16 protein-coding genes are annotated in these 14,273 nt (G+C 45.2%); 15 read left to right on the forward strand and 1 reads right to left on the reverse strand.

Features of this window, described 5'->3' with window-relative positions; genetic code table 11:
* Nucleotides 1-20 precede the first annotated feature (20 nt).
* Nucleotides 21-344 carry a hypothetical protein gene (locus NSS66_RS23240; RefSeq protein WP_023990260.1) on the reverse strand — a complete coding sequence of 108 codons (324 nt, stop codon included), beginning with the start codon at nt 342-344 and terminating at the stop codon, nt 21-23.
* 144 nt (nt 345-488) lie between these two features.
* Between NSS66_RS23240 and NSS66_RS23245 the strand changes: the two genes are divergently transcribed.
* The 15 genes from NSS66_RS23245 to NSS66_RS23315 all read left to right on the forward strand — a co-directional run bounded on the left by NSS66_RS23245 (nt 489) and on the right by NSS66_RS23315 (nt 13,829).
* The gene (locus tag NSS66_RS23245; RefSeq protein ID WP_013311915.1) at nt 489-1,103 is read left to right on the forward strand and encodes a DedA family protein; all 615 of its coding nucleotides are present in this window, start codon (nt 489-491) and stop codon (nt 1,101-1,103) included.
* 1 nt (nt 1,104) lies between these two features.
* A complete protein-coding gene (locus NSS66_RS23250; protein ID WP_340959872.1) occupies nt 1,105-1,674 on the forward strand; it encodes a thioredoxin family protein in 570 nt (189 codons plus the stop codon).
* 3 nt (nt 1,675-1,677) lie between these two features.
* A complete protein-coding gene (locus NSS66_RS23255; protein ID WP_340959873.1) occupies nt 1,678-2,307 on the forward strand; it encodes an MBL fold metallo-hydrolase in 630 nt (209 codons plus the stop codon).
* Between the two features lie 243 nt (nt 2,308-2,550).
* Nucleotides 2,551-2,760 carry a hypothetical protein gene (locus NSS66_RS23260; RefSeq protein ID WP_023990258.1) on the forward strand — a complete coding sequence of 70 codons (210 nt, stop codon included), beginning with the start codon at nt 2,551-2,553 and terminating at the stop codon, nt 2,758-2,760.
* Between the two features lie 80 nt (nt 2,761-2,840).
* Nucleotides 2,841-3,230 (forward strand): hypothetical protein, encoded by a 390-nt coding sequence (locus NSS66_RS23265; protein WP_013311911.1) that lies wholly within the window; start codon nt 2,841-2,843, stop codon nt 3,228-3,230.
* 368 nt (nt 3,231-3,598) lie between these two features.
* Complete coding sequence (gatC, locus tag NSS66_RS23270; protein WP_013311910.1) at nt 3,599-3,886, forward strand: Asp-tRNA(Asn)/Glu-tRNA(Gln) amidotransferase subunit GatC; 288 nt, start codon at nt 3,599-3,601, stop codon at nt 3,884-3,886.
* Nucleotides 3,887-3,913: 27 nt separating this feature from the next.
* The gene (gene gatA, locus NSS66_RS23275) at nt 3,914-5,371 is read left to right on the forward strand and encodes an Asp-tRNA(Asn)/Glu-tRNA(Gln) amidotransferase subunit GatA (RefSeq protein ID WP_023990257.1); all 1,458 of its coding nucleotides are present in this window, start codon (nt 3,914-3,916) and stop codon (nt 5,369-5,371) included.
* A gap of 26 nt (nt 5,372-5,397) precedes the next feature.
* Nucleotides 5,398-6,843, forward strand: a complete 1,446-nt coding sequence (gatB, locus tag NSS66_RS23280) for an Asp-tRNA(Asn)/Glu-tRNA(Gln) amidotransferase subunit GatB (protein ID WP_338532819.1) — start codon at nt 5,398-5,400, stop codon at nt 6,841-6,843.
* A 130-nt stretch (nt 6,844-6,973) separates the two neighbouring features.
* Nucleotides 6,974-7,435, forward strand: coding sequence for a GNAT family N-acetyltransferase (locus NSS66_RS23285; protein ID WP_028541861.1), 462 nt, complete (start codon nt 6,974-6,976; stop codon nt 7,433-7,435).
* Nucleotides 7,436-7,533: 98 nt separating this feature from the next.
* Entirely contained in the window at nt 7,534-8,247 is a 714-nt protein-coding gene (locus tag NSS66_RS23290; RefSeq protein WP_028541862.1) for an MgtC/SapB family protein, read from the forward strand.
* 82 nt (nt 8,248-8,329) lie between these two features.
* Complete coding sequence (locus NSS66_RS23295) at nt 8,330-8,983, forward strand: hypothetical protein (RefSeq protein WP_075154735.1); 654 nt, start codon at nt 8,330-8,332, stop codon at nt 8,981-8,983.
* Between the two features lie 7 nt (nt 8,984-8,990).
* Nucleotides 8,991-10,394: a DUF4097 family beta strand repeat-containing protein gene (locus NSS66_RS23300; RefSeq protein WP_028541863.1), complete on the forward strand. Its 1,404-nt coding sequence runs from the start codon at nt 8,991-8,993 to the stop codon at nt 10,392-10,394.
* A 108-nt stretch (nt 10,395-10,502) separates the two neighbouring features.
* A complete protein-coding gene (locus NSS66_RS23305) occupies nt 10,503-10,934 on the forward strand; it encodes a Fur family transcriptional regulator (protein ID WP_013311903.1) in 432 nt (143 codons plus the stop codon).
* 185 nt (nt 10,935-11,119) lie between these two features.
* A complete protein-coding gene (locus NSS66_RS23310; protein WP_340959876.1) occupies nt 11,120-12,838 on the forward strand; it encodes a glycosyl hydrolase family 18 protein in 1,719 nt (572 codons plus the stop codon).
* Between the two features lie 112 nt (nt 12,839-12,950).
* Nucleotides 12,951-13,829 (forward strand): nucleotidyltransferase-like protein, encoded by an 879-nt coding sequence (locus tag NSS66_RS23315; protein ID WP_340959878.1) that lies wholly within the window; start codon nt 12,951-12,953, stop codon nt 13,827-13,829.
* Nucleotides 13,830-14,273 lie beyond the last annotated feature (444 nt).

Consider the following 14,273-nt stretch of genomic DNA (forward strand, 5'->3'; position numbering starts at 1 on the left):
TAGTTGCAGTACGCAAACATCTATCCACCATAGGCACTTCTAAAAGCGGTGCACAAAACATCGCGATCCACCTTCCACAATGCTGCGAGCTCCTCACTGACATCTTCGTCCCACCAGTCGCATAGTAGTTTGCGGTTACTATGGTTTTCCGCAATCCAGATAAGGTGTCCGACGACCTTGCGGCAGTATAGCTCCTCGCCCTGCTTGACCAGATCAGGAGCAATGTGAACAGGCAGACGTTTGCAGGTTCGATACAACTCTTTGATACATGCGCGGCGAATACCACGAGCCGTGGGTAAACGGGATTGTGAATTGTCATGTTTGGGGAATTTGCCGGGAGGCATATTGTACCCCCTCCTCTCTCTCTCAACTTATGCGGGCAGAGGGGTCGGGGTCACTGACCTCCCTATTTGGGCGAAGTGGCGACTTGTTCTGCCGCTGTGATACACTAATGAAAATAGAGAAACAGGCAGGGAGTGGGAAGAGAAGTGGACCAAATATCTAGTATCATTAATTATTTGTTTGAGATCATTCGTAGTCTTGGGTATTTTGGTATTATGCTAGGCTTGATGGTTGAGGTCATTCCAAGCGAAATTGTCCTCGCTTATGGTGGCTTTTTGGTATCCTCGGGTCATATTAATTTTTTTGGCGCAGTCGTTTTTGGAACGATTGGCGGGGTGCTGGCCCAGCTATTCATTTACTGGATTGGGCGCTATGGCGGCAGACCGGTATTAGATAAGTATGGGAAATACATACTTATCAAAAAAAGTCATGTCGACCATGCTGAAGCCTGGTTTAACAAATACGGCACAGGGGTCATTTTCACAGCTCGCTTTATTCCTGTTGTGCGTCATGCCATCTCAATCCCTGCCGGGTTGGCTCGAATGAACGTATGGCGCTTTACTATTTTGACAACGCTAGCGATTATACCTTGGTCTGTTTTGTTTATATATTTAGGTATGCTGCTAGGAGACAAGTGGGAGCAAATTGACGAAGTGGCAGCACCTTACATCAAACCGATTTTGCTGGTTGCCCTTGCACTCTTGATCATTTATTTTGTTATCAAGTGGATTTTGTCCAAAAACAAAAAAGGAAGTGTATAACATGAGCCGTACTAATGTATCGCAATACTTCGGAAAGGGCTTAAGCCCTGAACAGTTTATGGAGGGCATGGAAAAGAACAAAGAAGCCTTCCGCTCTGGGTACGATCAGTTTGTGTGGAATCGCGAAGAGGATCGAGAGTATTTTGAAAGCTTGAACCATCGGGATGATCTGCGCGTGCTTATTTTGGCTGCCGACTGGTGTGGGGACGTGGTGCGCAATGTGCCAGTTGTGTTCCGTGCGCTGGAGAATAGCGGGATTCCGACCGAAGTATTAATCTTGGAAAACCATCAGGCGCTGATGGATGACTTCCTGACAATGGGTGGACGTGCTGTTCCGATTGTGATTTTTGCGGATACAGGAGGTCACGTACTTGGCCACTGGGGACCACGCCCTGCACATGTCCAACAAATTATGATTGGATTCAACCGTGAAAATCCAGATCGGGAAGCTGATGATTATCAAGAAAAAATCGCAGTTGCTCGTAAAGAAATGGCTGAAAAATATGGGGAGGGAACCGAGGTCCATCCTGTAATTGTTCAGGAATTACGCGAGCTGATCTCGGGATTTTAACATATGACGTTATCAATTCGCAGCTTTAATCTCGGTCCTCTCCAAACAAATGCTTATTTGCTTCAAGGGGATGATCCGCAGCGCGCCGTTATTATTGATCCGGGGATGAATCCGGGTCCTTTGCTCAGAGCTATTGAGCCACTGACCATTGAAGCTATCCTGCTGACTCATGCCCATTTTGACCATATCGGTGGAGTAGAGGAGATTCGCAATACCAAAGGCTGCCCGGTTTATCTGCACGCCTTGGAGCAAGACTGGCTCACATCTCCTAAGCTGAATGGTTCCTTGATGTGGCCAGAGGCATCCCCTCCGATCTCGACGGAACCTGCCGAATATGATTTGGCAGAAGGTCAGCAATTGAACCTGATCGAGCACACGTTCCGGGTTTTCCATACACCGGGCCATTCACCCGGAAGTGTCAGCTTTTTGTGCGGCAAAGATCTTTTTTCCGGGGATGTGCTATTTCGTCAGGGCGTCGGACGCACGGATCTGACGGGTGGCCGGGAACGGGATCTATACGATTCTATTCAGAACAAATTGTTTCCGCTCGGAGATGACGTTACAGTCTATTCCGGTCACGGTCCCAAAACGTCCATCGGTTATGAGAAAGCTAATAATCCGTATATCCGGTAAATGTGATGAACGTTTTCAGTAGGGGCAAAATCAAAGGTGTGACAGGTTTTGCCCCATTTCGACAACAAATTATAAATTATGTATAGACAAAGGTTTTTATTTTTGTTAACATAAATTTATTAAAGTTACATACTAAACTCGCGAAGCACGCAAGCTGTGGATGAATCCCGGTTTGCGTTCTTTTTTTTGCCCATTAAGAGGATAAAGAGGCATGAGGCCGTCAGATCACAAGGGGGAGCAAGAATGAAAAGAAAACATATATTTGGGGTACAACGTGAGATTGGAGGTAGTTTCCGTGTTCCCAATATAATAGATATTGAAGATTCTGTGGTAGGTTCCGAGCCGAAGATCATGACTTGGAAAAAGGTGAAACGACGGAGCGGAATCCCTTCACAAAACTGGCATGTGAGGCTGAATGAACACAGGTTGGGACGTGGAGACGGTCGATTATGAAGATACATAGATGATATAGACAAGCTACTTTTTTTTTAGTAGACTTAGCAGATAAGTTCAGACAAACGGGGGGGCTAACGATGCATCATTTAGGAGCTAGAATTATGATCGTCGCGGATGCTTTTGAGCAGAATCTTCCTGTGGGCGAACATGGTTATATCATTGCTTACGACCGTAATGCGGACAATGCTTTTGACTATGTCATTCGCGTACCGAAGGTGAACCGCAACTTTTTTGTACCATCCGGGGACATCGAGCTGGAAGAGAGTATTCTCAAGCTGGAAGCCGAGCGGATTGAGCGTGAAGCGCTGATAGATTACGCCCTTGCTACTCATAATGAGAAACTGTTCAAGCATGTAATGAACGGTGGTCTTGATTCGGTAGAGACTGAAGAGGAAGAAGAAACCGCGGCAGAGTTGTTGTCACAGGCTGATTTTATCAGACAAGTCAATTTGCGTGCTTGGATATAGGAGTCGGCTACTGCCGACTCTTTTTAAAAATATATAATGGGCACAATCTCAGCTCCTATAGTTTTCTCGAAAGAGCACCGAGAGGTGCTTTTTTTATATCCTTTTAGCAACATTTACCTCATTGATGTACAGTTTGCTTCTGTACCGCGTCAAAGATTGAATTGTAAAGGGTTCTATCCTATAATTAAAAACGTTATTTCGAAGTTCGGTGCAGCATTTTTTAATATTAGGATTTTGCAAAATTCAATTCCAGTCGCTCCGAAGTGCAATATATAGATGAACTAAACCATTTTGATCTATATCTTGCTCATTGGAAACCGCCTATAGAATTTTTTGCAAAATCCTCATATACATGAGGAGGGTTTTGTATGAACATTTCCACGGAAGATGTCCGTCACGTAGCCAAGCTGTCCAGGTTGAATCTGACCGCGGCTGAGGAAGAAACGATGACAGGACAATTAAACGCCATTCTCCATTATGCGGAGAAGCTGAATGAGCTGGATACGGAGCAGGTAAAACCGACCACTCATGTGCTGCACGTCAGCAATGTCATGCGAGACGACGAAGTTCGCGAAAGTTTGACACATGAGCAAGTGATGCGCAATGCACCTGAAGAAGAAGACGGACAGTTTAAGGTTCCTGCTGTTCTGGAATAGATCTCATATTTGAAAGGAGGATGCAAATTGAGCTTGTTCAATAACACATTGCCCGAGATACATAACAAGCTGCATCAAAAGGAAATTTCCGTGAGTGATCTGGTGGGACACGCTCTGGAGACGATTGGTGCGCGGGAAGACAAGATCAGAGCTTATATTACCGTTGACGAGGAACAGGCCCGTGCATCCGCACGTCAGCTGGATGATCAGCTGATTTCCGGAGAGGAAAGAGGGCTGTTGTTTGGCCTGCCGGTTGGTATTAAGGATAATATCGTGACAGAAGGGCTGCGTACAACATGTGGCAGTCAGTTTTTGAAAAATTTTGATCCCGTTTACGATGCCACAGTTGTTAGCAAGTTACGCGCAGCGCAAACCGTGACACTCGGTAAAATGAACATGGACGAATTCGCCATGGGCGGCTCTAACGAGAACTCCAGCTTTTTCCCTGCACGTAACCCTTGGGATTTAGAACGTGTTCCCGGCGGTTCCAGTGGCGGCTCAGCTGCGGCTGTTGCAGCGGGTGAGGCTTATTTCACACTCGGTTCGGATACAGGTGGTTCCATTCGCCAGCCTGCTTCTTACTGCGGTGTAGTTGGCCTGAAACCAACCTATGGTCTAGTATCCCGTTTTGGACTGGTGGCTTTTGCCTCCTCTTTAGACCAAATTGGACCCATTACTAAAAATGTTCAGGATTCAGCCTATGTCCTACAAGCCATTGCAGGTTATGACCAGAAGGACTCCACTTCTGCGAAGGTAGACATTCCTGATTATTTGAACGCTTTAACCGGGGATGTAAAAGGACTTCGTATCGCTGTGCCTAAAGAGTATCTTGGTGAGGGCGTCGATCCTCAGGTCAAGGAAAAGGTGCTGGATGCACTGAAAACGCTGGAAGGACTGGGTGCTGTTTGGGAAGAAGTGTCTCTCCCTCACACAGAATATGCGGTAGCTACATATTACCTGCTGGCTTCATCCGAAGCGTCATCCAATCTGGCCCGTTTTGACGGCGTGCGCTATGGTGTGCGTTCTGACAATCCGGACAACCTGCTTGATCTATACCATCAGTCCCGTACGCAGGGGTTTGGTCCCGAGGTGAAGCGTCGGATTATGCTGGGTACCTATGCACTCAGCTCCGGGTACTACGATGCCTATTATTTGAAAGCTCAAAAAGTGCGCACACTGATTAAACAGGATTTTGATCGTGTATTTGAACAATATGATGTGATTATCGGACCTACTGCACCGACAACTGCTTTCAAAATCGGCTCGCAAGTGGACGATCCATTAACAATGTATTTGAACGATATTTTGACGATTCCGGTAAGCTTGGCTGGTGTGCCAGCCATCAGCATTCCGTGTGGTCTTGCGGATGGAATGCCAGTCGGACTACAAATTATCGGAAAAGCCTTTGACGAGTCTTCCGTGCTACGCGTAGCTCATGCTTTTGAACAAAATACCGAATTTCACAAGCAGCGTCCGCAGCTGTAATTTGCCAAAAAGGAGGGAACCTATTCATGTCTACAACTACATTCAAATATGAGACGGTCATCGGACTTGAAGTGCACGTGGAATTGCATACGAAGTCTAAAATATTCTGTGGATGCTCGACATCCTTCGGAGCACCACCCAACTCTCATACATGCCCGGTCTGTCTCGGTCATCCAGGGGTGCTGCCGGTATTGAACCGTCAGGCCGTTGATTATGCGATGAAAGCAGCAATGGCGCTGAATTGCACCATTGCTGATGTGAGCAAGTTTGACCGCAAGAACTATTTTTACCCCGACTCACCTAAGGCTTACCAAATCTCACAATACGATCAACCCATTGGCGAAAATGGCTGGATTGATATTGAAGTGAATGGTGAGACAAAGCGTATCGGTATTACCCGACTGCATCTGGAAGAAGACGCAGGGAAATTAACACATGTTGATGGTGGCTACGCATCTTTGGTCGATTTTAACCGGGTTGGCACACCATTGGTCGAGATCGTTTCGGAGCCGGAAATATCTTCGCCGGAAGAAGCCAAGGCCTATCTGGAAAAAATACGTGCCATTATGCAGTATTGTGACGTATCCGATGTGAAGATGGAGGAAGGATCACTTCGCTGCGACGCGAATATCAGCCTTCGTCCGCATGGACAAAAAGAGCTGGGAACTAAAGCGGAACTGAAAAACATGAACTCCTTCCGTGGCGTACAGCGCGGACTGGAATATGAACAGTTCCGCCAGGAGCAGACGCTGGACGAAGGCGGAACGATTGTACAGGAGACACGTCGTTGGGATGAAGCGCAAGGTAAAACTTTATCCATGCGTGGTAAGGAACAGGCCCATGACTATCGTTATTTCCCAGACCCGGATCTCGTTACACTGCATATAGATGAGGAATGGAAAGAACGCATTCGTGCTTCGATTCCTGAATTGCCTGACCAGCGTAAAGCACGCTACACTTCGGAATATGGATTACCTGAGTATGATGCCCAGGTGATTACGTCCTCCAAGCCATTGGCCGATTTGTTCGAGGATAGCCTTCAATTCACCAAGGATGCCAAAGCAGTATCCAACTGGATTATGGGGGATTTACTCGGTTATTTGAACAGTGCCGGTGTGGAGCTGTCGCAGGTTAAATTGACCGGACGGGGCTTGGGTGAAATGATCGGACTGCTGGAGAAGGGAACGATCAATAGCAAAATCGCTAAAACGGTCTTCAAGGAAATGCTGGAAAGTGATAAACTGCCACAGCAAATTGTTGAAGAAAAAGGGCTTGTACAAATCAGTGATGAGGGTGCAATCCTGACGATTGTCGAACAAGTTGTAGCAGCTAACCCGCAATCGGTCGAAGATTACAAAGCTGGCAAGCAAAAGGCCATCGGCTTCCTAGTCGGTCAAGTGATGAAGGAGAGCAAGGGGAAGGCAAACCCTGGTCTTGCTAATAAGTTGCTGACGGAAGTGCTGAACCGCTAATGGCATAGATTTGACAGGGGCTTGTCTTTTAGGGACAGGCCCCTTTTGCATAGACGCTGAGAACGGTTGGCGCGAACAAGCTTTAGAATCCTGATGGCATTTTATGAGTTTCCTTAGGAGGGAAAACAGCATGGTTACCCTATGTTCATTGGAAGATGATGATATCGTCAGTCAGATATGGCGTCTACAGCACGTTGCCTATAGGTTGGAAGCTGAGCTGATTGGGTTTGATGAGATTCCTCCACTGATGGATACATTGGATACGCTGAAAAGCTGTGGAGAGTCTTTTTATGGGTGGCTGGAGGACGGTGAATTGCTAGGAGCACTGGCTGTGCAGTCTGAGTCGCCCGATTCGCTTACCCTTACACGTATGATGGTTCACCCGGATCATTTTCGTAAAGGCATTGCGGACTCTTTAATGAAGCATGTTTTGAGTGAATATCAAAATATCCCGTTGTTTATCGTCTCTACAGGAACCTTAAATACTCCTGCGGTGACATTATATCGAAAACATGGCTTTCGCCCCGTATCTGCGGCCGAGGTCGCCCCAGGCGTGGAATTAACCACCTACCATCTGCATAAGGTGGAATAGCATTGAGATATCATTAAATTGGCATTAAAAATGCACATAAGCCCACAAACCGCGCACCCGGAGTGGGAAGCACGACATAACCGGGAGGAGAGACTCGAATGAATAATCCGTGGATTATAGACGATTCACATATCATTTTACGGCTTTTACTGTCCATGCTTCTCGGTGGATTCATTGGTTTTGAACGCGAACGTTCCAATCACGCAGCTGGTTTGAGGACTCATATTATGGTCAGTCTTGGTTCGACGCTGATTATGCTACTCTCCATTTACGGCTTTGCCGATTTCATTAAAGAAGTTAATGTACGCATAGATCCCGCTCGTTTGGCTACGGCTGTGATCACTGGCGTAGGCTTTTTGGGTGCAGGGACGATTATGTTCACAGGTAAATCCATTACCGGACTAACGACTGCGGCTTCCATTTGGGTCGTGGCTGCTATTGGCCTTGGGGTGGGAGCAGGCTTTTATTTCCCGTCTATAGCGGCGACAGTGCTCGTATTTTTAAATTTATGGGTGTTTAACAAAGTTGAACTTCGGTATATGCGTGGACGCAAGCGTCATCTTATTACATTGTACGGATTGTCCTCTCACGGACTGCTGGAGCAGATTTCGACTTATTTAGAGCAAGAAAAAGTGGAAATACGTAAAATAATGATTAAAGAACATGAAAATGTCCCATTTCACGAATTACACCCAGATCGGCAGAGTATGGAAGTTTCCCTAGAGGTGCTGGCCCGTCATGATTTTAATCCCGTACGTATTGCAGCTGATTTACGACAATGGGAAGATATAGCTGCTGTCTCCGTCGAGTAATAGTCTCCCTTTTTTTAACAGTTACTCTTAAATCCGATTGGGGTACTATGTAAGCATCGAAGTATTTTCAGCGGAGCCACGCATGGGATTCAAAGGGGAGGATGGCATGAACTCGGAACAACCGTTACCGTCTGGAGAGACTGGACAGCTACAAGCGTCGGAACAGCGGGAACAGCCCAGACAGGGGAAACGTCTAAAATACGCTAAATTTCGCAAAGTGATTGCTATTATCATGGCGGCATTGTTACCCGGACTGGGACATCTTTTTTTAGGACTGTTTATTAGGGGGCTTAGTTTTATTGTATTGCTCCTGCTAGATATTTTTGCGATGTTGTATGTTTCCTCTGACGGCTTGAGGATCAACATTCCATTACTTATTTTGCTTGGATTGTTCATACCCGTTTTATATTTTTATAATGTATATGATGTCTTACAGTCAGCAGATTACATGGTTCGTTATCGGCGTAAGCCAGATCGTTATGCACGAATGGATGCTAGAGGCCAGCAAAGTAGTCCTTTTTATTCATGGGAGAGAGGCTTTGCTTTTGCTGTGCTAATGGTGGCAGGCGGTGGACTTATGATTTTGTTTCGCATGAAACCTCGCTGGTTGAGTAATTTCTTTGAGGATTATGGATTCCTTACGCTGGCCATTTTATTAATGATGATCGGTTTATTCCTTTTTCTAAGGGAAGCCTTTCTGAACTTTAAGCGTAAAAAGTTGAAAGAAAGAGGGTGAAGCTGGCGTGCACCGCAAAATAAGAGTCGGGCGCTACACCTCTTCGCTTCTGTTGATGGCTGTAGGCATTTTGCTTATTGTAGATGTGTTTCAAAATACTGAATATATGCTTCAGCTCCTCGTTTGGTGGCCCGTAATCTTTGTGCTTTGGGGACTGGAGTATCTGATTTTTTTTGCCATGTACTATCGGAAAGAAGGCAAGTCTGACAACGGAAGGCGATTCAGACCTGACCTAAAGGGGATTCTGTCCGCTTTGGTAGTGGCAGCCTCGGTTTTTATCGTGACCCAGCAAAATCATTATATGTATCTGTGGAACCGGGTCAGTCTCAATCTGACGTCAGCCTCTATGGATTTTAGCCAGGCTAAAGAGAATCGGTATGATATGGGTGGTATGCTGGTACCTGTAACTATGCAGACGTCCGATTTAGTAGTTGATTCGGTTAATGGTGATGTAACACTGATCAGACGGCCTGTGTCCAATATAGAGGTACGAGGTACTCTGTGGGTGGATCAAGCGCCTGCTGCCGAAGCGGATAAGATTGCTCAAGCTTCTTCACTGACTTCTACCGACGGCAAGACTATCCAGATTCGTCCGGAGGCAAAGTCGTACGGAGCATCAAGCAAACGTCAGCCTCGTGTGAACATGCTGATCACCGTGCCGGAGGACCGGCGGTTCAATGTGCAGATTAGAACCTCCAACGGGAATATTTCCTTGAATGGAGTTGATGCAATTGACAGCATTCGGCTTGAGAGCGGTAATGGAAATCTCACTGTTAATGACGCTATCGGCAATGTCAAGGGAGGCACGCTGAACGGTCAGGTTAAATTGCATCGGATTTCTGGAGATGTGGATGTGCGCACGAACCGTGGCGACATGCAAGCAGGCGATATTGAAGGAGCTGTGACACTGCACACCATGGTAGGTGATATTCAACTCGCTCGTTCGGAAGGGGACATCACCGTAGATACTCAGAATGGTGACATGAATGTGCTGAATTCTACAGCCAAGCTGAATGCAAATTCGCTTAATGGCTCTATCAAAGTGCATAGCGAGCAGATAGGCGGAGATTGGAAAATATACAGTGCTGTCGGTGATATCGTATTGGATCTTCCGTCGAATGGAGATTTTCAGTTAGAGGGTTCAAGCAGTTATGGTAATCTTCAATCCGATTTTCCATTTAAAATAGACAGTAAAAGTATTTCAGGCCAAAACGGGACAGGCAAGTATGCGATCAACGTAGAGGGCAACAGTAATTTAACCATTAAAAAGTTACTGATGCCGTCGTTACCCGACTTGGATGATTCCGGGGGTACGACTGCGCCCGATACATCTGAAAGCTCTGCGGCTGAACCGGGAGCTTCTGAGACAGATACCTCTATAGGAATATCCGGCGACAATACGGCGCGTTGACAAGAAACTTGAGTAGACCGTACAATGTGAGTAGGTTTAGAAGTGAATTGTAAATAGATGCGTGGTAATTGATAGGATCGTAAGTAAGGGATAAGGCGGTGGACATATATGGCAGCACGCGTCCAGCATGCTTTGGAACTTCTGAAGAAGACAGGTGTACGCATAACACCCCAGCGTCATGCCATATTAAACTATTTAATGGAAACTATGGGGCACCCGACTGCAGATGAAATATATCGAGCGCTTGAGTCCAAGTTTCCAAGTATGAGTGTGGCTACGGTTTATAATAACTTAAAGATGTTTATAGAAGCGGGTATGGTACATGAGTTGACCTATGGAGATAACGCCAGTCGTTATGATGCCAATATTTCGGAGCACTATCACATCATTTGCGAAAAATGCGGAAAGATTGAAGATTTCAGTTATCCGTATTTGGCCGATGTGGAACGCCATGCCGCGTTGGAAACAGGCTTCGAGGTGCATGGACATCGTATGGAGTTACACGGAGTATGCAAAGCTTGTAGTAACAAACAAACGTAACGAAACAAGGAATAGAAGTTTTTTGTGCGGTATGTATATATTGTAATGGATTGGAAACGTGAGGAATTCCCCATAAGCGGGGATTTACCGCGTTTTTTTGTTTAAATCACTTTATTTTTGTTTTAAGTAATCTGTTGAGGTTACAAAATACGGAAATTCAAAGTTCATACAATGGAGGTTCAATATTGGCCAGAAATCATTCCAGACGCCGCCGTAAACGTTCACGATTCAAAGGAGCGGCAAGCCTGCTATTATTTGCAGCGATTATATGTGCAATTACTGTTGTATGGTTTGGCAATCCCCTTCACGAGAAACCCGATTGGCAGGGCAGTGTCCGTCCTATTTTTATGCAGGGAAAGTTGACTGGGTATGAAGCTCAGAGCTCCGGCAAGAACATGCTGATGCCGCTTAAATTGGTGCAAAGTAAAATTGATCCTACCGTTCGCTATGAGGATGACAGCCAAACCGTTATTATGGCGACGAGACAAAGCCTGCTCTATATGAAGGTTTCGAAGGCACAAGGGGAACTGAATGGTAAAACATATGCGCTGAGCGCAGCCCCTCAGGTAATCAGTGGAGAGGTATATATCCCGATAGAGGCTGTACGTGAAGTATACGGCGTTTCTATACACGAAGATCCTGTGACTGGTGCTGTCATCCTAATGAAGGCTGGAGAGAAGGTCAGGCTGGGGAGTGTAGAAAAGAAGGATGGCCCACAGGATGCTAGAATCGCCTTACGTAAAGAAGCCTCTAGCCTATCTTTCATTTTGACAAATATATCTCAGCGGACGAAGGTGCGTATTTGGTCCAGACAGGGCGATTGGTATTTTGTTCAGTTAGACAATGGTTATGCAGGATACATTAAGTCAGACCATGTCGCTGAAGGAGAAGAGCTTGTGATCCCTTCGGTTAAGGACGATTTGTCCATCTCGGAAAAACATTGGGAGGGTAGATCAGTAAACCTCGCTTGGGAAGCTGTCTATAATCGCAAGCCCGATCCTTCCAAGTTTGATCCTATGCCTGGAGTAAATGTGGTGAGCCCTACGTGGTTCAGTGTCGTCGATCATGAAGGTACTGTAGAAAGCAAGGCAGATCCTGCCTATGTCAGCTGGGCACATCGCAAGGGGATGGAGGTTTGGGGCTTGTTGAGCAACAGCTTTAATCCCGAATTAACAACAGAAGCTTTGTCCACCTTTGAACGTCGAAAGTCGATTGTAGATCAGATGATTTCACTTGCCCTAGAAAATGATCTGGACGGTATTAATATTGACTTTGAAAATGTTCATACGAAGGATGGCCCAAATGTCACCCAATTTTTGCGGGAACTTAAACCGATGGCTCGGGAACATGATTTGATACTGTCCATTGATGTAACGCCTAAATCTCAAAGTGAGATGTGGTCAGCTTTTTTAGATCGAAAATCATTAGGCACCATCACAGATTACCTCATGGTAATGGCATATGATGAACATTGGGCGGCTAGTCCAAAGGCTGGTTCTGTCGCCTCGCTACCATGGACGGAAGCGTCAATTAAGCGAATTATTCAGGAAGATGAAGTGCCGCCTCAAAAAGTGGTTTTAGGTATTCCATTATATACTCGAGTGTGGTCCGAGACTCCCAAAGAAGGGAAGATTAAGGTCACCTCCAAATCGCTTGGTATGGAGTCAGCAGCGGATATCATAAACAAATTTAAGTTGAAGCCTAAGTTTAGAGCTTCCGAAGGTCAAAATTATGTCGAGTATACAGAAGACGGCGTGGTCAAAAAGATTTGGCTAGAGGATCAGGTATCTCTAAAAGCAAGAGTAGACCTTGCCAAATCGCTGAAGCTCGGAGGAATTGGTGCATGGAATCGAACCTTTGCAGATGAAAACGCTTGGGTAATACTGAAAAAAATAAGTGAATAAGATAAAAATTTATACAATTGAAGAAGGAAGTCTCTTATTTATGTAGAAATGATCACATGTATCCAAATATCCAATTTGCGGTCATAGCCGCCTTGCAGGTATGGAGGGAGAAGTGCAGCTAACCAAATTAAACCTGATGTATGATGAATTGTTGCTGGAAGATTCGATAGGTGTTATTTCGTACAGAAAGCCGGGAGAGTATTTTCACGGTTCGATGTTGTATGACTTTGATGAACTCATTCTAATTATTGGAGAAGGCACCAAGCCAGTTCGTTCTATTCAACACTTATTTATGAATGGATTAAGATGCCAAGTGTTGTACGCAACGCTCAGTTGTCTGAAGGAATGGATTATCGCTGGTGAACAAGCCAACATTATAGATTATGTGCTAGAAGGTCGTATTGTCTGGGAGTTGGATGACAGGGTCCGTCTTTTAAGACAGGAAATTGTTGATTTTAACGATCCACTGCGGGAGCAGAAGCGATTTCATGAGTTCTCCCGCTTTTTGGTCAATTACGTTCATGGTAAAAGAGCGGTGCGAGAAGGGCGGATCATTGACGCTTATCAAAGTGTTCTGAAAGCATTGGATCATTGGGCATCTATTGAACTCATTGAACGGGGGATTTATCCAAAGATTCACTTATGGGTTCAGGTACAGCCTCTGGATCGAACGATTGACAAACTGTATAACGAACTCACATTAAGTACGGAAACCTTGGAACAACGGGTTGAACTAGTACTGCTTGCTTGTGAATTTTCAGTGATGTCAAAAATGGAGGAGTGCTCATCTCCGCTATTCCGTATATTAGGCAGCAGACGGGAACCTTGGTCTATAAATGAACTTATTAACCATCCTGAGCTAAAGAATCTCCAATTGGATCTTACCGTCGTGCTCCGTAAACTGGTATATCGTTCACTTATTAGAGAAACAGCTGCCGGGGATTTTAGGGAGCGTGGACAAAATCGTGAACTGCGTTACTCCCTTATTTGATGTGCAGGGGTTGATTTGTCAGGAAGAAAGGTTGTTAAACCGACTTTTCTTCCTTTTTTTGTACGTGATTTAGTATTTATAAATAGTTAAAAAATATAAATTATCAATTTAGGTTGACGAGTATATAAAATATGTGATAAGTTATAACTCGCCCCATTAAGCAGCATGAATAATTTTGAACTGTTTAAAGCAGGATAAACGTGTTGCATCAAGCAGAAAAATGAATTTTCAAAAAAAAGCTTGACGAAAAATAAGGTTATGTGTTACATTATTTAAGTCGCCGCTGAGACGCGGTGGTGAAACAAAGTAAGACAAAATGCAGGTTTGATCTTTGAAAACTGAACAACGAGTGAGTAAAACGATTTTGTTCGCAAAATCAAACAAGAGATATTTTATCTCGTCAGTTTCAAAATGAGCTTATCGCTCTTTCTATAAACCAGCTTC

The sequence above is a fragment of the Paenibacillus sp. FSL R10-2748 genome, assembly GCF_038005565.1.
Classification (GTDB): Bacteria; Bacillota; Bacilli; order Paenibacillales; family Paenibacillaceae; genus Paenibacillus; species Paenibacillus polymyxa_B.